Here is a 17032-nt window from a genome sequence, read left to right as displayed (position 1 = left end):
CCTCCAGACGCAGTACAGCGGCAGCCAAAGCGCTAGCCACTTTCGGCGAAAAGTGGGCTTAAGTGATGGAATTGTAAAATCATACTTGCGTTTGTTCGGAACGATCGACGCGAATTCCCAGCGTCTCGCTCATTCTGATCAGGTCGGCCAGCGACCGGGCACGCATCTTTTTCATTACGTGACCCCGGTAAATCTTCACCGTAATCTCGGCGAGCCCAAGTTCGCCGGCTACCTGCTTGTTCATTAGGCCGGCCGCGACCAGTTTCATCACTGCCTGCTCGCGCGGGCTTAAGGTCTCAAATAGAGACTGCAGATTCACGACGGTTCGCTGAGCTTCCCGTCTTTTGCGATCTCGTTCGGTCGCCGCAACCACGGCATCAAGCAGTTCCTGATCGCGGAACGGCTTGCTGAGAAAATCGACCGCACCTCCCTTCATGGCCTTGACGGTCATGGGAATGTCGCCATGGCCGGTGATGAAAATGATCGGGATGTGTATGTTCAACCTGGCCAGCTCGGTCTGGTAGTCAAGGCCGCTCAGGCCTGGCAGCCGGACATCAAGAACTAGACAGCTTGTGACGTCCGGAATTGTGCTCTGCAGCATTTCACGGGCCGATCCAAACGCCACGACCTCCAACCCTACCTGTTGAAAAAGGTTCGTAAGCGAGCGGCGCACCGAGATGTCATCCTCAACGACAAAAACGATGGCCTTCGTCGAGGCCTCGGCATTGCTACCCTCACCTGGCGAGTCAAATCGTCCTGTCACTGGAGGGCCTCCTTGTGTACGGGCAGGACAAACTGGAAGGTCGCGCCCGGTTCATTTTTCTGGAGAAGCGATAGCCGCCCTCCATGAGCTTCCACGATAGAACGGCAGATCGAAAGGCCCATTCCAAGGCCACTCGGCTTGGTGGTGAAGAAGGGATCCAAGACGTGGTCAGCGTCCTTCTCGGCGATCCCGACGCCGCAATCGGCCACTGCAAGCTGCACGTGCCCCAGATCGTCCTTGGATGATCGAATTAGAAGTTCGCGCGGCCGGTCGGTAACTGCGTCCATCGCCTCAATTCCGTTCATTACCAGATTGATGATCACCTGTTGTAGCTGAATTCGGTCACCGAGGATCCTCGGCGGCGCGGCCGCCAACTCGGTTCGCAACGTCACTCGGTGGCTCACCAGCTCTCGTGTTACCAGCGCAATGACCTCCCTAACGACCTCATTAATGTCGAGTGGCACCATCTGAATCTCGCCTTTCTTCGCGAGCGCGCGAACACTGCGGATCACCTCGCTTGCCCGGATTGCGTCTTCGATGATCCATTCCACTGAAGAGCGCGCGGCGGCAAGATTAGGAGCTTCCCGAGCCATCCAGCCGAGGCACGCATCGGCGTTGTTGAGAATAGCGGCGAGTGGTTGGTTTATCTCGTGAGCGATGGAAGTCGTCAGTTCTCCTAACGTCGTTACACGCGTGACATGTGCAAGCTCCGCTTGTGCCTTTCGCAGCTCTTGTTCGGCCTGATCAGCGCGAATGAGAGCCGTTATGTCAGTGCTGACGCCCCGATAGCCCAGAAAAGTTCCGTTTCCATCGAAGAATGGCTTGCCACTCGTACGGACATAGATCGGAGATCCCGTTCGATTCACGGTACGGTAGATGAGATCCCGAAACGGCAGATGCGCCTGCAACGTCGCCCGATGCTGACGCCACTTCTCGGGTTCCTCTTCCGTGTCGCAAGCAATGTCCCAGCGAAGCAGGCCCATCAATCCTGTCGCCAAGATTCCCGCAGCGCTGGTGTGCTCGGACAAGTGAGTGACCCGATGATCCGGCCCAGTTTCCCAGAGCCAGTCGGAAGCTGTCTCGGCGTAGTCGCGAAAGCGCTGCTCGCTTTCGCGCAGCGCGACAAGTGTGTTTTCCAGGCGTTCCCTAGCTGCGTGCTGCTCGGTGACATCCATATGTGTTCCGATCAGCTCGCTGACATTACCATCGCTGCCGAGGACAACGTGTGCAACGGAGTGTATGCGCCTTATCCCGCCATCTGGCAGAAGAATACGAAAATCATACTCGAACCGTTCTTCCACGTGTTCAATCGCCTGCCGCAGCACCTCCTGTAGCCGCGGCAAGTCGTCCGGATGGATGCGCGATCGAATGGTCTCGATCGATACCGGCTCTTGTGGGCTAAAGCCAAACAGACGATCGACCTCGGCGGAGCGATACACGAAATCTAGGCCGTAGACGTCCCAGGACCAGCTGCCTGTGTGAGTGAGATGCTGGGCCTCGGCCAGATAGGCCTCGCTGCGGCGCAGCTGCTGTTCTGCTCGCCTCGCCGCCGTAATATCCGTAGCTGCCCCAACAAACTCGATGTCACCAGAGGCTGTCCTCGTGGCTCGTGCCTGCGCATGAATGTGCTTTACCGAGCCGTCCGGTAGCAGAAGCCGGTATTCGTGCTCGAAATCGCTCGGGTCTCGCATCGCGCGATCGATAATTTCTTTAACCGAAGCCCTATCATCGGGATGAGTGCGCTCAACGACGAGCTGCGGCCCCGGTGGCACTGTCTCAGAATCTAATTGGAAAATCCGAAATGTTTCCTTTGACCAGAAGGCCTCGCCCGTAGCAGGGTTCCAGCTGAAGCTGCCTGTGTGACTCAACTCCTGCGCCTGGGCCAAATGTGCTTCGCTCCGCTGCAGGGCAAGTTCAGTCCGCCTTCGCTCCGTTATATCTTCGCAGGCGACAAGGATAATGGGCCGCTCATCCGCCCAGAGCATGGCTTTGGCGATTTCACGTACCCACAATACCGAGCCGTCCTTCCTGACCTTCTGGACGTCCCACGTGCGCGTTTGTCCGACATCCTCCAGGCACGTCCGAACGCATTCACGAACGAAGGCGCGATCCTCCTCGAGAAATACCTCCAGCACGGATTGACCAATCAGTTCAGCACGAGCATAGCCGAGTTGTGTCGCGCCGAATGTATTGACGTCGAGGACAGTGCCGGCTTCATCGACCATGAAGTACATGGCCGGATTGTGCTCGAAGATGGCGCGCCACCGCTTTTCCCGATCCTCCAAATCGGCCGCACTCCGCTGAAGCTTGGCCGCAGCCACACGCGCAGCCTCGCTTTCCTGGCGCAGCTTTCCGATCAGGTGCGCTCCCACAATCGAGGCAATAAAGAATGCAACAACCACGGGCAGATCTTGGGGGTCATCGATTCGCAGGCTGAACGCCGGCGGCGCAAAATAATAAGCGAGAGCAGCAACGGCTACGATGCAAAGCGCGGACGACGCGATGAAGCTGCCCATCAACGAAAACAGTAACACCACTAACAAATAGGCGAACGCCGTGGGGGCGAAATGCGCGTGAAGGTACAAGCAAGACAGTGTTACCACCGCCAGCGTTATGGAGCCGAAGGTAAACTGAGGGGCTGAGCGCTTTAAACTGCTGATCTGGCTACGCATTTTGATACTGTCCGGCCTGTTCTCCGGCGGGAGAGCTATAACATTTTAGGCAAAAATGGGGCAATACTCGGCACCAGCACCTGCTGTGAGCGGTTCCGAGATCGATTGCTTGCTGAACTGAGCACGCGCGAAGAAAAAACGCATCACAGACATACGTATAGTCGTCCTAAACCTTTCAATATGGCCACTATCGCGCGCTGACACGCCTAGAATCGAAGCTGAGATGTCTACTTTCCTCCGCTGCCGATAACCTCCAGGCAGGCGCTTGAGGCTGCAGCCGAGGACAACTCCCTTACGCCAGCCGGACGAGGACAGCGGCTGCAGTTCGGCCAAGACGTTGAGCCGAAACAATCAGGCGCGCCTCGCCGAACCGGAAAGAACAGGGACAAGCTGCCGGCCGATTCATCTCGCCGTTGCGATCGGCATGCGGAAGAAAGCGCAACCGTCTCGTGCCGAGATACGAAGGCGAAGTTACGCGACTGCCTTGCATGCCCGAGGGCCATCACGCCTAGGTGAGAGGACTTGTCTCCGGTCAGCCGTTGAGCGCGCGCGAACGACGCCGAACCGAACACTAGCCGTGTGCGAGCCGGCATGGCTCCGTCGAGGTGCCATCTAATCCATGCTGATCACACCCATCACGATCTAATGCGGCAGCACGGACCGTAACAAGGGATGACGAGTTGCGTCAGCAAGATCGCTACCACGTCGTTGGTTGGGCGAGGCCAGTGCAGTGACCGCGCGCATTGGCAATTGTAGGCGGAGCAACACCTAGGTCCGTCAGGCTGGACAAGTTCTGTCGCAGTCCTGTTATCTGGCACGGCAAAATGTCGCAGAAGCGTTCAGATGGCGGGAGCTTGACGCGAAAGACGCGCTTGATAATGACCGTTAAAAAGCTCCGGCTCTTTTGCCCGGCTGGCATCTTTTCAGGGCGGCTGCGGGGGGGGGGGCGAAGCGGGACAAGATCTGCGCACTGGAGATCGCCCTTGAAAGTTCCGGCTCGTGTCAAGTCGGCTGTGTCTTCGAACTACGAGAAATGTGGCTGCGCTTGCATTTGACGCGTCTTCGAATGGCTGTGGTTAAGATCCGGGACCTATCTCATCGTGCGTCGATAGTGGTGGAAACGTTGGGCTGGTTGAGCCGGGCCTGCAGCGTCGCGTGCTCCAGCTCGTCCTCCCACCAAGATATGAACACGGCCGCGATGCCATTGCCGGTGATGTTAGTAAGGGCGCGCACCTCGCTCATGAACTTATCGATCGAAAACACAATTGCCATGCCCGGCACCAGCGCTGGATTGACCACCGACAACGTCGCAGCGAGCGTGATGAAGCCCGCGCCGGTGACGCCGCTTGCTCCCTTCGACGTCAGCATTGCAACGAGCAGGATGGTGAGCTGCTGGCCAAAGGTGAGCTCGACCCCGAGTGCCTGGGCAATGAACAATGTCGCAAGTGTCATATAGATATTGGTGCCGTCGAGGTTGAAGGAGTAGCCAGTTGGCACCACCAGGCCGACCACGGGCTTGGAGCAGCCCAGCCGTTCGAGCTTCTCCATTAATTGCGGCAGAGCGCTTTCAGAGGACGAAGTGCCGAGCACGATCAGAATCTCATCCTTGATATAGACAATGAACTTGAAGATTGAAAAGCCGACGAGGCGCGCGATCAAACCGAGCACCACCACAACAAACAGCGCCGCAGTCGCGTAAAACAGAGCGATCAGACCGATCAAATTGCCGAGTGCTGCCGGCCCGAACTTGCCGACGGTGAAGGCCATGGCGCCGAAGGCGCCGATCGGAGCCGCTTTCATGATGATAGCGATTACGCCGAACACCGCGTGCGCGACGTCGTCGATCATGCCGCGCAGACGCTCCCCACGCTTTCCGAGCGCCATCAACGAAAAGCCGAATAGAATCGCGAACAAGAGAACCTGCAGAACATCGCCGCGAGCGAAGGCGCCCACCACGGTGTCGGGAATGATGTTGAGAAAGAAATCGACGGTCTTCGAGGCTTCCGCCTGCTTCACGTAATTGGCGACCGCCGCAGCATCCGGCTTGAGCGCAAGACCATGGCCGATTTGGACCAGATTGCCCATAACAAGGCCCAACAACAAGGCAAAGCTGGAGACGATCTCGAAATAGACCAGCGCCTTGACGCCGACGCGCCCGACTTTCTTCGCATCCTGAATATGCGCAATACCGGATGTAACGGTGCAGAAAATAATCGGCGCGATCACCATCTTGATTAGCTTGATGAATCCGTCACCAAGCGCCTTGACCCAGTCGTTGGTCGCGACGGACGGCCATAGGCAGCCGACCATGGCGCCAATCAAAATCGCAATCAGCACCTGCACGTAGAGAATCTTATACCAAGTTTGCGACGCGCGCGCGGGCGCCGCAGTTGACATGGTGGTCATGACGCTTCCTTCCCGAATATAGTCGAATGTGAGCCGCCGCGTCTTTGAGAGGCGACAGCGTCATACGAGACTCATTTTAGCCGTGTGCGATTGAAGACGGTTCCGAGAGTCGGCGCGTCGTTCCAAAGGCAGGCGAGTTGCGTTTATCCTTTCTCTTAAGCAAGATCTGCACCAGATGCCCAAAGTGCGCCGACTAAGCAGTGGCGGACAAACCGTCTGTCTCCGGCGGCATGGGTTTGAGTGCTCGGACCGCGTTCGCAAGGTCGAACAAAAAGTTCTAGCGTGACTCGTAACTTCATCGGCTGGGCGCATTAGCGGAGTCACGTCTCGGCCCCGAAGCTCTAGCGGGATCGATATACGCCGACTGCTGAGATGGATGCAACAGTACGTGACATCGGTAAAATTCATAGTTTGGATCGTAGGCATCCACGCGATGGAAGCCTGGCTTAGGAACTCGATTGCGCGGAAGAATCTTTGATCAATGCACTGCGCTGTCGCTAACGGCAAGGCTCGTTCACGGGGCATTGTCTCCAGGCCTGTGCTAGCGCTGCGCATTAGGCAGATTGGTCGGCAGGCGGCCTTCGCTCTCGGCTCCTCGTGCCTTTTGCCGCGTCGCAGAAGCAGCTTACAGCTAGATCGTTCCCGTTACTTACGGCAGTCTTGCTGAGATCCGTTCCATTGCCAGCGCGGCGAGTGCGGCGGTTGAGCCATCGACGAATCAAACAAGCATGTCTGGGGGCGTCAAAATCTGCCCTTCGTTGCGCGGCGTGTCGCTGTCTGCTCGGCAACAAAGATGCCAGAAATCTGACAGAGCGTTAGGTTCACGCCAGGGTGACGTCGCCGTCTATGCGAATTTCGCACGTTGAGCATAGAACGCGCCACAGTTCGCACGCGGCACAGCAATTGCTGATGACGAACGAGGAGCTTCCGCCGTCGGATGGATGGAAGTGACCCAGTCACAGGAGTTGCCGATGAGGCTTGCGATGCTGCTGTTGCTCGCAGAAACGACGCGCGATGTGGCGGCCGCCACGAAGTGCCGCGCGACTAAAGGGCGATCCGCGCCACATCCCTGGACGAGCCGGACGTGCAGGCGCTCACTCGGCCGACACGGCGACCTGCTCGCACTTTTGGGCTGATCCACATGGATGTCTTTTCGGCAGAGATTTCGCAGTCAGTTGCGCTCACGATTGAGCTCGCCAGCGTGACGACCGTGATCCTCCTCCTGATTGGTGTCCCCCTCGCTTGGTGGCTGGCGCGCTCAAAGACTCTTTTGAGCGAGGCGGTGGCGACGATGATCGCCCTGCCGCTAGTGCTACCGCCTACGGCTCTCGGTTTTTGCGTACTCGTGTTGCTCGGCCCCAACGGACCGGGTGGCGTCCTCGCCTCTTTGTGGGGCGAGCGCACGCTCGCTTTTACCTTCGCAGGAATCGTGGTCGGATCGGTCCTCTCGGCGCTGCCGTTGGTGGTGCAGCCGATCCGTAACGCCTTTGTTGCGATGGCGATTGCCCGTTGAAAACTACAGGGCGCGTTTCGTCGTTGTATGCCTTCATTACCATCAGCGGGCCGCTGGCGCGATTGGAGTTTGTTAAAGCTGCCGTGATTGGGTTTTCTCATACGATCGGCACATTCGGCGTCGTGATGATGATCGGCGGCAACATTCCTGGGCGCACCAAGGTCTTGTCAGCCCACGTCGTAGACTACGTCCAAGCGTCTCGCTGGCGCGAAGCGAGTGTGGTTGCCGGCGGTATGGTGATGTTCGCCTTTGCGGCTATCTTCACCTTAGCCCTCATCGACAGACACTGTGTCAAGAGAGGCATTGAACCGTCCTAGGCTTGCCCGCCGGACACATCCGATCACGACCGAGCAGCAGTATTGCAAGCCGGATCTGCAACCACCGCGCACAGAACGCTTTTACTGGCGGTCTCGCGAGCGAAGAACTCGTCTAGCGAGTTCACCTGGACCGGCGCCTACGGGACACAATTGTTCTGCGACCCAAAGGAGCATCTCGTCGTGGACGGCAGCGCCCGGCCGGATCGCGCTAGTGCTTCAATAACGAGATCGCCTCCGCTATCGAGAAGAAGCTCTTAGCGGGTTTGGTATCGCGATGCGCCAAGACGATCGCGCATTGCTATCGATCGGCTCGCGCGATGAACGCTCCTGTAATAGCTCTGAACATCCAGGCTCTCGCCTAAAATATGCAGCGATGCGGTGCGGCGAGCCGCTTTGAATGAAGGCAGATCGGGTCGATCAGACCTAAAAAGCGAACGCTGCGTGCGCCTCGGGGCTCACATTGCGGCTTCTCTTCGTCGCTCGACAGCCGCTTTGGTACGGGCTGCTTGCGCAGTTGCGACTATGAGCGGCTTTAAGCGCCCCAGGGGCAGTGCGGTCCCCGTCAACTGCACCAATTCTATTCAACAATCGGCATGAGGCATGAGTGTCGCGTCTGCAAGAGCGAGCAGGACGTAGTCACCGTGCAGTGATGAACCATCGTGTCGCTCTGTTGAACTGATCACATCGATGTCCAAAACCGGACACCATTAGCATGACAGATCAATGGCGCAGCTCGTGGCTCGCTGGCTGGTTTCGACTGTCATCAAATCCAGAAGCGGTGGCGTGCCATCTGTCAAGTGTTTCGCTGCTGTGGCTTGTTTCTTGCTGAACGTCAGTAATTCGTTTCGGTCGACGACAACTCACATGGAAGGCTTAATGGGTGGTGCAACAGAAACGTTCTACAGCGTGATCAGACGTCAGGGTATCACGCGTCGTAGTTTCCACAAATTCTGCAGTTTGACTGCCGCGAGCTTGGGACTCGGTCCGCTCGCCGCAGGCAGAATTGCCAACGCCCTAGAGACCAAACCGCGTGTGCCCGTCATCTGGCTGCACGGGCTCGAGTGTACCTGCTGCTCGGAAAGCTTTATCCGCTCGGCCCATCCATTGATCAAGGACGCGCTGCTGTCGATGATTTCGCTCGACTATGACGATACGATCATGGCGGCGGCAGGACACCAGGCCGAAGCCATCCTGGAGGAAACTCGTGCCAAGTACAAAGGCAGGTATGTGCTCGCCGTCGAAGGCAATCCGCCGCTGAACGAGGGTGGCATGTTCTGCATTGACGGCGGCAAGCCGTTCGTTGAAAAGCTCAGGTACATGGCGGAAGAGTCCATGGCGGTCATCGCTTGGGGCACGTGTGCGTCCTGGGGATGCGTGCAAGCGGCCAAGCCCAATCCGACTGGCGCGGCGCCGATCGATAAGGTGATCACCAACAAGCCGATCATCAAGGTGCCCGGGTGCCCTCCTATCGCAGAGGTTATGAGTGGCCTCCTGACTTTCATGACCACGTTCGGAAAGCTTCCGGAGCTCGATCGCCAAGGCCGTCCCAGTATGTTCTATTCCGAGCGGATTCACGACAAGTGCTATCGGCGTTCCCATTTCGACGCTGGCCAATTCGTCGAAGAGTGGGACGATGAGTACGCACGCAAGGGCTATTGCCTGTACAAGATGGGCTGCAAGGGGCCAACCACCTACAATGCTTGTTCGGCCATTCGGTGGAACGGCGGCATTTCATTTCCGATTCAATCCGGCCACGGCTGCTTCGGCTGCTCCGAAGACGGCTTCTGGGATAAGGGATCATTTTACGACCGCCTCACAACCATCAAGCAGTTCGGCATCGAGGCGAACGCCGACCAGATCGGCATGGCCGCTGCCGGCGTAGTTGGGCTAACCGTCGCTGCCCACGCGGCGCTCACCGCCGCGAAGCGGTTGACCCACAAGCGGGATCGCGCAGCCCACAAAAGCAAATCGACTTGAGGAGGGGGCGACGGTGGCCGTCCAGACACCGAATGGGTTCAATCTCGATCGTTCCGGCAGGCGAATCGTCATCGATCCGCTGACGCGGATCGAAGGCCACCTGCGTGTCGAAGCCAATCTCGATTCAGACAATGTGATCCGCAATGCGGTCTCAAGCGGCACGATGTGGCGTGGCATCGAAGTTATCCTGCGCGGGCGCGATCCGCGCGACGCCTGGGCGTTCACCGAGCGGATTTGCGGGGTATGCACCGGAACCCATGCGCTCACCTCCGTGCGCGCGGTTGAAAATGCACTAGGAATTGCGATTCCGGAGAATGCCAATTCGATCCGCAACATCATGCAGCTGTGCCTGCTCGTGCATGATCACCTCGTACATTTCTATCACCTGCACGCGCTGGATTGGGTCGACGTGGTCTCCGCGCTCAAGGCCGATCCCAAGTCGACCTCCGCGCTCGCGCAGTCTATCTCGCCCTGGCCGCTATCGTCCCCTGGCTATTTTAAGGATTTGCAGATCCGGCTCACCAAATTCTTCGGATCAGGCCAACTCGGTCCGTTCAAGAATGGCTATTGGGGGCATCCGGCCTACAAGCTGTCACCGGAAGCGAACTTGATGGCTGTAGCGCATTATCTAGAAGCGCTCGACTTTCAGAAGGAGATCGTCAAGATCCAGGCGATCTATGGTGGCAAGAACCCGCATCCGAACTGGTTGGTCGGCGGCGTGCCCTGCGCGATCAACGTCGACGGAACTGGTGCGGTGGGTGCGATCAATATGGAGCGATTGAACATCGTGTCCTCGATCGTCGACCGTTCGATCGAGTTTGTCGAGCAGGTCTACCTGCCCGACATTGCCGCGATCTGCTCGTTCTATAAGGACTGGCTCCATGGCGGCGGACTTTCGAGCAAAAGCGTGATGTCCTATGGCGACATCCCCGAAAACGCAAATGACTGTTCCGCCAAAAGCTTCAAGCTGCCGCGAGGGGTCATTCTTGGTGGCAATCTCAAGGAGATACTGCCGATCGACCATGGTGATCCCGAGCAGATCCAGGAATTCGTCCCGCATTCATGGTATAAATACCCCAGCGATTGCTGCGGACTGCATCCCTGGGACGGTCTCACCGAGCCGAGTTTTGAACTTGGGCCAAAACTCAAAGGCAGCAAGACAGATATTAAGGAACTCGACGAGGGCGGCAAGTATTCCTGGATCAAAGCGCCGCGCTGGCGCGGCCACGCCGTGGAGGTCGGGCCGTTAGCGCGATACATCATCGGTTATGCGCAAGACAAAGCCGAGTTCAAGGAGCCCGCCGAGAGACTGCTCAAGGGGCTCAATCTTCCCCTGAGTGCGCTGTTCTCGACGCTTGGCCGTACTGCGACGCGAGCGCTCGAATGCCAGTGGGCGGCGCATCAGATGCGTTATTTCCAGAATAAGCTGGTAATCCACATCAAGGCAGGCAATACGGCAACTGCCGATGTCAGCAGGTGGAAGCCGGAAACCTGGCGCAAGGAGGCCAAGGGCTACGGGTTCACTGAGGCGCCGCGCGGTGCGCTTGGGCACTGGATCAAGATCAGGGACGCCAAGATCGACAATTATCAATGTGTTGTGCCGACGACGTGGAATGGATCTCCTCGCGATCCCAAGGGCAATATTGGCGCCTTTGAAGCCTCCCTGATCGGTACCCCGATGGCCGATCCGCAGCGGCCCCTGGAGATCTTGCGCACGATCCATTCCTTTGATCCATGCTTGGCTTGCTCGACCCATGTGATGAGTCCTGATGGCCAGGAAATGGCTTCAGTCAATGTTCGTTAGGGGCATGCCGGACAGGGCTCGGAAGCTCCTTGCCGCCGTCGATGCGGCACCGACTGAAGGCAGGATCGGCGGTGGCATCGCCTCCGCGCCGGTGCGACTGTGGCATTGGGTCAATGCCGCGACCATTCTGATGCTGAGCTTAACCGGCTATCTCATTGGAACCGGGACACCGGCGATGTCGGGAGAGGCAACCGGCAATTTCCTGTTCGGCTACATCCGCTTTGCTCATTTCTCGGCGGGATATGTGCTCAGTACCGGCTTTCTTCTGCGAATCTACTGGGCTTTAATGGGAAATGCGCATGCCATGCAGATCTTTTGGGTGCCGCTCTGGCGCAGGTGCTTTTGGCGCGAGGTCTACCACGAGATTCGCTCGTATGCGTTCCTTACAGTTGAGCCCGAGAGGCGCGTCGGGCGCAACCGTCTTGCTCAGCTCGCAATGTTCTTTATGTTTACGCAGACGATCACGTTCATGGTTGTCACAGGATTTGCACTTTATGGGCAAGGTGCAGGCACTGACAGCTGGCAGTACAAGCTGTTCAGCTGGGTATTTTCAATTTGGCCGAACAGTCAGGACGTCCATACCTGGCATCATCTCGGCCTGTGGGTGATCGTGACCTTTGCGCTGGTCCACATCTACGCGGTGATCCGTGAAGACTCATGTCGCGCCGGAGCATCTAGTCCATCGGGTGAGCGCGGGTCTCGCGATTGACTGGGAGGCGGATGCTGAATCCGGAAACCAAGAAGAGGATTCTGGTGCTCGGCATCGGCAATATCTTGTGGGCCGATGAGGGATTTGGCGTGCGGGTGGTCGAGGAGTTTCATCGCCGCTATGCCATCGATGACAACGTCACCGTTCTCGATGGCGGCACACAGGGGCTCTACCTCATTAGTTTTCTTGAGCAGGCCGATTGCCTGATCGTGTTCGATGCTATCGACTATGGATTACTGCCCGGGCAGTTGAAGCTTGTGCGAGATGACGAAGTGCCAAAATTTACCGCCGCCAAGAAGGTGAGCCTGCATCAGACCGGCTTTCAGGAGGTCTTGAGTGCGGCCGACCTGCTTGGCCGCCGCCCGCGAGAGCTCGCTCTCATCGGCTGTCAGCCGCTGGACCTGGAGCATTGGGGCGGTCCGCTGACTGCCCCGGTACGCTTTCAGATTGCGCCTGCGATTGAACTGGCTTGCAAACTCCTGGCGCAGTGGGACTCGCCGGCAAAACCGCGGACCGCGCCGCTGCCTGCATCAGAACGACTATTGGCGAACAATATCGACCATGCAAATTATGAGATGAGGACGCAGCCGATCTAGCGGCCCGCGAGTGACCATGTGCCTTGGATTGCCAATGACGATTCTCGAGACCGACGGCATCACGGCGCTGTGCGAGTATGGCGATAAACAGCGGCGCGTCTCGGTCATGCTGCTCTCGGACGCCGTGGTCGGCGCAAAGGTGCTCGTTCATATCGACAGCGCGGTGCGGCTTTTGGATGAAAATGAAGCAACGCTGATCTCGCAAGCACTGGACGGGCTTGAGGCCAGCCTCAACGGCCAGGACTGCGATCCCTTCTTTGCGGACTTAATCGGTCATGAGCCGCAATTGCCGGAGCACCTACGCTAGCGATTCCGCTTGCGGATATTGCGCCGATTGCTTGCTCACACATTGGCTTCCAGTCGCACGTAACCTTTGCATGGAAAATGTCAGGCGCTTCGAGCCTCTGGTTCGAGGGGGAGACGCGGCCAGACGATGATTGGCATGCACCTTGCTAATAGCCTGTTAGCAGAAACCGAAGATTTTCAGAAGGCGTGTGATGAAGTTGCAGCCGGCGCAGCGTGGTCTTTCGCGGCCCGCTCCATCCGAGGTGGGGGGCGTCAGCGGAGGTGCGTGCCTAGTCGCACACGCTCCCGTGAGGGCGGACGTGATGCCGCAGTCACCGGCCGATCTCCTATATTTGCTCCGAATCATCAAGCCCGCGTACTTCCGTCCTGAAATGGTCAACTCGTTTCGGCGGCGCATGCAAGGCGCAGTGCCTGCGGGCGGCGTTGGTGGCGAACTGGTCGGCCGGCTCGGCCTGCGCGGCCCGTCGAGCCCGAGCCTGCGCCGTCGGCGCAATACACTCCGCGTGATCGGCAAGAGACCGGTCCGTTTGGTCAGGATCAGCCGTATCTCGGTACCGATCGTTCGGCCACACGCCGGCAGCACTTGTGTCGGCAAGGGCATTGCTCCTCGAGACAGCCAACGGAACATCGCATGATGAAAACAGCGCTCCGCGTTGCATCGGACGGCGACGAGCGGGTGGCGAGCAAGCTTGCCATGGGCTCTGGGAGCCTCGATGTATTCCATGGCGGGTCGAGGAGTGCGCTCGCCAGCGGTTGGCGCGATGGCGACGGGCTTGCAAGGAACTATCCAAATGCCACCGCGCTCTTATCGAATGCCGCTGCTGCCGTTGCCAGCCAGAGAAGGGGCGCTCGGACGCAACAGTACGGACTCGCGAATCTCAGCGATCCCGAGCGCAAGCTGATTGGCGAAGTGCTCGGAGAAGGTGAGATTGCTGGCGTGGTTGCGCTGCCAGATGGCACTTTGGCGCAAATCCGGGAGTCCGTGCTTGCGGGAATCTGGCGCGTGCGCATCGGGACCGATCCGGCGCACGAATATGTCGAGGTCGGAGCGATTCCGCAAATTGTCCGGCGCGCCGCAAGTGACCTGACGTCCGCCGATATTGTGATCCGCGCGGCGCCGGACGGCGCGATGAACGTGCAACCTTTGCTCGCGGAAATACGCGAGCGGTCGCGCGTCTGGCGGTTTGGCATGCGCGCTCACGTCATCAATCTCACGTTGCTGCCGATGAGCGTTATCGATCTGGCATTCCTGCAGCTCAGCCTGGGCAATGGCCCGGTCCAGCTCATCTTCCGCGGTTACGGAACGTGCCGAGTGCAGGCGACCGGGATCAGGAATGTCTGGTCGGTGCAGTTCTTCAATTCTACGGACAACATCATCCTTGATACGCTGGAGGTCGGCGGCGTGCCGATTGTTGCGTTGGCTGCCGACGAGGATTTCCAGGACTCTGCCGAACGCATGCAGGAAATTATTAAGGCGTACGTCACATGAAGAGCTTGGAGAACGTTCGGCGTCCGGGGGGATCCCGTAGACGGCGCGTGCGCAGCGACCGCCGGCATACCTTGCGCAGGATGTTTGCGGAGCGGTGCGCATGAGCCTTGCTGCCCACAACAAGATCGATGTCACCGTATCGCTTGCTGCCGACGTAGTCGCCGCGGTCGAGATCCTGCCGCGAGTCCGGCCGCCGCTGGGGCAGCTGTTCGCTGGCAAACAAGCTTCGTCGCTGCTTAAGGTGCTGCCGCGGCTCTTCGCATTGTGTGCCGCTGCGCAGCAAACCGCACTGCTGTCCGCGATCGAGACGGCGCGCGACGAAGTGATCACACGCACAACAAAACAGCATCGTATTGCGCTTATCGTTACCGAGCGCATCGCGGACTTGCTAAGGGGCCTCTTTGTCGGACATCTTGCGCAAGACGTCATCAGTGCGGCGGCAGTCCGCTCCGTGATGCGGGAAATCTCAGCGCTTGTCGGCACCACCCAGCCACCCTGGGGCTCCACTCAATGCGAAGCAACGGTGCGGATTGTGGCTGCGCTGGCCGCGCTCGGCATACCGAATGAGGGTGGCGCGCTGACATCCGGTAGCCCATTGGCGCTTCGCATTGCAGCGCTTGATGAGATCGACCTGAAGTCAATTCCGGCGGAGCACTCGTTCCTGTCCGTTGCTGACGACCGCAACATCATTAAACGGCTGCTCGTGGATGACGCTACATTTTGCCATTGTCCCGATCTTGACGGACATGCGCCCGAGACGGGTCCATGGGCGCGCCAAATGGCGCGTGATCAACTCTCGCCGAGCCCCTCCGGAGCGGCCGAGCGGCTGAGGGCCAGAATTGCTGAAATCCTCCGGCTATGCGCCTGGCTCAAGGCCGGTGCTCAGATTGAGTCGGCGGAGCATGGGATTATCGAAAGATATAGGCTAGGGCCCGGCCGTGCAGCGGCCGCGGTCGAATGCGCCAGGGGGCGTCTCTACCAAGCGGTTGAGCTTGATCCTCAGGGCCGGATATCCCGCTTCGAATTCCTTGCGCCGACGGAGTGGAATTTCCACCGCCGCGGACCGCTTGTCCGCAGCCTGCAGGGCGCGGTGCTGACGGCTAGACGGCGTCGGGATGCAGTCCATGCAGTGATTGCATCGCTCGATCCGTGCGTCGGATTCACCCTCAATTTTCGCGAAATTGGCGATGCATGAAATGGCGATTTGTCTTGGCATCATTCAAATCATCGAGGAGGAGGCACGTCACCGATCGTTTTCGCGCGTACGGAGCGTCTGTCTAGAGATGGGAGCGCTGGGCCATGCTGCGCCTGAAGCGATCAGGTTCTGCTTTGCTGTCGTTGCAACGCGGACCGTTGCCGAGGGCGCGGTCCTTAATATCGTCGAACGGCCAGGCATTGTCTGGTGCATGAGCTGTTCGAAAAGCGTTGAAATTGCACGGCGCGGTGAGTGCTGTCCTCGCTGCGGCAGCTATCAGTTGCAGGTAACCGCGGGCGAACAGATGCGCGTGAAAGAGCTGGAGATCGATTGATGTGTACCGTTTGCGGCTGCACCGACGGGACGCCGTCGACCGAACGCGCCAAGGCGCATGACGCGGAGAGCCACGCGCGTTACTATGTTGATATGCAGGACGATTTCGATCGCGGTTACCATCCGCATGGCGACCAAGGCCTGCAACGTTCATACCATGTTCGCGACAGTCATAGTCACGATCATCGCTTTGCCCATCACCAGGCTCATGGCGGGCAGGCGCTGCTGAGCGGCGGCGCCGGGCCGGCTGGCTTGAAGGCTGCGGGCATGAGCAGAGAGCGGGTCATTCAGATCGAGCGCGACATTCTTGGCAAGAATAATCGGATTGCGGCGGACAACCGCGCGCTCTTCGTAGCTGATGACCTGCTTGTATTTAATCTTCTGTCTAGTCCTGGTGCAGGTAAAACGACCCTGCTTGTCCGCGCCGTGTCCGAGCTCAAGCGCAGCCGTCCGGTCGGGGTCATCGAAGGCGACCAGCAGACCTCGAACGATGCCGAACGCATTCGGGCCGCCGGCGTGCCGTCCGTTCAAGTCAACACCGGCAAGGGTTGCCATCTCGATGCTGCAATGATTGGCGAGGCTCATCGGCGCTTGCCGCTGCTGATTGGCGGTATTCTCTTCATCGAGAACGTCGGTAATCTGATCTGTCCCGCAGCCTTCGATCTTGGTGAGGCCTGCAAGATCGTAGTCTTGTCGATTACCGAAGGTGAAGACAAGCCGCTCAAATATCCTGATATGTTTGCCGCTTCTTCGCTCATGGTGATCAACAAGATTGATCTAGCCCCGCTGCTCGATTTCGATTTGGGTAAGACGATCGAATACGCCAGACGCGTCAATCCGAAGATTGACGTGCTTGTAGTTTCGGCTCGTACCGGCGAGGGGTTTGGCGCGCTCTACGCCTGGATCGATAGACAGGCGAGGCCCAGAGGCCCATCGTAGAGGACACAAGGCG

General features: G+C 58.6%; 13 protein-coding genes and 1 pseudogene. 11 read left to right on the top strand and 3 right to left on the bottom strand.

Annotation, left to right across the window (positions count from 1 at the left end):
- Positions 1–79: 79 nt before the first annotated feature.
- The 3 genes from I6F24_RS20545 to dctA all read right to left on the bottom strand — a co-directional run bounded on the left by I6F24_RS20545 (position 80) and on the right by dctA (position 5841).
- Positions 80–763 (bottom strand): response regulator transcription factor, encoded by a 684-nt coding sequence (locus I6F24_RS20545; protein WP_225129626.1) that lies wholly within the window; start codon positions 761–763, stop codon positions 80–82.
- Positions 760–3435, bottom strand: a complete 2676-nt coding sequence (locus tag I6F24_RS20540) for a PAS domain S-box protein (protein ID WP_225129624.1) — start codon at positions 3433–3435, stop codon at positions 760–762. Before I6F24_RS20540 ends, I6F24_RS20545 begins: the two co-directional genes overlap by 4 nt.
- 1095 nt (positions 3436–4530) lie before the next feature.
- A complete protein-coding gene (dctA, locus tag I6F24_RS20535; RefSeq protein ID WP_225129623.1) occupies positions 4531–5841 on the bottom strand; it encodes a C4-dicarboxylate transporter DctA in 1311 nt (436 codons plus the stop codon).
- A 1141-nt stretch (positions 5842–6982) separates the two neighbouring features.
- On the opposite strand from dctA, the pseudogene I6F24_RS20530 reads away from it, so the two are divergent.
- The 11 genes and pseudogenes from I6F24_RS20530 to hypB all read left to right on the top strand — a co-directional run bounded on the left by I6F24_RS20530 (position 6983) and on the right by hypB (position 17019).
- Positions 6983–7671: pseudogene (locus I6F24_RS20530) on the top strand (molybdenum ABC transporter permease).
- Between the two features lie 876 nt (positions 7672–8547).
- The gene (locus I6F24_RS20525) at positions 8548–9648 is read left to right on the top strand and encodes a hydrogenase small subunit (protein WP_225129656.1); all 1101 of its coding nucleotides are present in this window, start codon (positions 8548–8550) and stop codon (positions 9646–9648) included.
- A 13-nt stretch (positions 9649–9661) separates the two neighbouring features.
- The gene (locus I6F24_RS20520) at positions 9662–11452 is read left to right on the top strand and encodes a nickel-dependent hydrogenase large subunit (RefSeq protein WP_225129622.1); all 1791 of its coding nucleotides are present in this window, start codon (positions 9662–9664) and stop codon (positions 11450–11452) included.
- 4 nt (positions 11453–11456) lie between these two features.
- A complete protein-coding gene (cybH, locus tag I6F24_RS20515) occupies positions 11457–12161 on the top strand; it encodes a Ni/Fe-hydrogenase, b-type cytochrome subunit (RefSeq protein ID WP_225140454.1) in 705 nt (234 codons plus the stop codon).
- Positions 12162–12172: 11 nt separating this feature from the next.
- A complete protein-coding gene (locus I6F24_RS20510; protein ID WP_225129620.1) occupies positions 12173–12757 on the top strand; it encodes a HyaD/HybD family hydrogenase maturation endopeptidase in 585 nt (194 codons plus the stop codon).
- Positions 12758–12773: 16 nt separating this feature from the next.
- Positions 12774–13064 (top strand): HypC/HybG/HupF family hydrogenase formation chaperone, encoded by a 291-nt coding sequence (locus I6F24_RS20505; RefSeq protein ID WP_225129618.1) that lies wholly within the window; start codon positions 12774–12776, stop codon positions 13062–13064.
- 301 nt (positions 13065–13365) lie between these two features.
- On the top strand, positions 13366–13698 hold the full coding sequence (locus I6F24_RS20500) for a hypothetical protein (RefSeq protein ID WP_225129616.1): 333 nt from the start codon (positions 13366–13368) through the stop codon (positions 13696–13698).
- Entirely contained in the window at positions 13698–14552 is an 855-nt protein-coding gene (locus I6F24_RS20495) for a hydrogenase expression/formation protein (RefSeq protein ID WP_225129652.1), read from the top strand. The genes I6F24_RS20500 and I6F24_RS20495 overlap by 1 nt, the downstream gene beginning before the upstream one ends.
- Before the next feature lie 100 nt (positions 14553–14652).
- Positions 14653–15747 (top strand): hypothetical protein, encoded by a 1095-nt coding sequence (locus I6F24_RS20490; RefSeq protein ID WP_225129614.1) that lies wholly within the window; start codon positions 14653–14655, stop codon positions 15745–15747.
- A complete protein-coding gene (gene hypA, locus I6F24_RS20485) occupies positions 15740–16081 on the top strand; it encodes a hydrogenase maturation nickel metallochaperone HypA (protein ID WP_225129612.1) in 342 nt (113 codons plus the stop codon). The genes I6F24_RS20490 and hypA overlap by 8 nt, the downstream gene beginning before the upstream one ends.
- A complete protein-coding gene (gene hypB / locus I6F24_RS20480) occupies positions 16081–17019 on the top strand; it encodes a hydrogenase nickel incorporation protein HypB (RefSeq protein WP_225140385.1) in 939 nt (312 codons plus the stop codon). The genes hypA and hypB overlap by 1 nt, the downstream gene beginning before the upstream one ends.
- The last annotated feature ends 13 nt before the right edge of the window (positions 17020–17032 follow it).

This window comes from Bradyrhizobium sp. BRP23 (genome assembly GCF_020194135.1).
Taxonomy (GTDB): domain Bacteria; phylum Pseudomonadota; class Alphaproteobacteria; order Rhizobiales; family Xanthobacteraceae; genus Bradyrhizobium; species Bradyrhizobium yuanmingense.
The sequence above is the reverse complement of the archived record's forward strand: the minus strand, read 5'-3'. Positions and strand labels throughout refer to the sequence as shown.

Excerpts from the sequence above, each read along its gene's own strand:
- I6F24_RS20540 (WP_225129624.1), bottom strand. The coding sequence starts at position 3,435 with ATGCGTAGCCAGATCAGCAGTTTAAAGCGCTCAGCCCCTCAGTTTACC.
- dctA (WP_225129623.1), bottom strand. The coding sequence starts at position 5,841 with ATGACCACCATGTCAACTGCGGCGCCCGCGCGCGCGTCGCAAACTTGG.
- I6F24_RS20525 (WP_225129656.1), top strand. The coding sequence starts at position 8,548 with ATGGGTGGTGCAACAGAAACGTTCTACAGCGTGATCAGACGTCAGGGT.
- cybH (WP_225140454.1), top strand. The coding sequence starts at position 11,457 with ATGCCGGACAGGGCTCGGAAGCTCCTTGCCGCCGTCGATGCGGCACCG.
- I6F24_RS20510 (WP_225129620.1), top strand. The coding sequence starts at position 12,173 with ATGCTGAATCCGGAAACCAAGAAGAGGATTCTGGTGCTCGGCATCGGC.
- I6F24_RS20505 (WP_225129618.1), top strand. The coding sequence starts at position 12,774 with ATGTGCCTTGGATTGCCAATGACGATTCTCGAGACCGACGGCATCACG.
- I6F24_RS20500 (WP_225129616.1), top strand. The coding sequence starts at position 13,366 with ATGCCGCAGTCACCGGCCGATCTCCTATATTTGCTCCGAATCATCAAG.
- I6F24_RS20495 (WP_225129652.1), top strand. The coding sequence starts at position 13,698 with ATGAAAACAGCGCTCCGCGTTGCATCGGACGGCGACGAGCGGGTGGCG.
- I6F24_RS20490 (WP_225129614.1), top strand. The coding sequence starts at position 14,653 with ATGAGCCTTGCTGCCCACAACAAGATCGATGTCACCGTATCGCTTGCT.
- hypA (WP_225129612.1), top strand. The coding sequence starts at position 15,740 with ATGCATGAAATGGCGATTTGTCTTGGCATCATTCAAATCATCGAGGAG.
- hypB (WP_225140385.1), top strand. The coding sequence starts at position 16,081 with ATGTGTACCGTTTGCGGCTGCACCGACGGGACGCCGTCGACCGAACGC.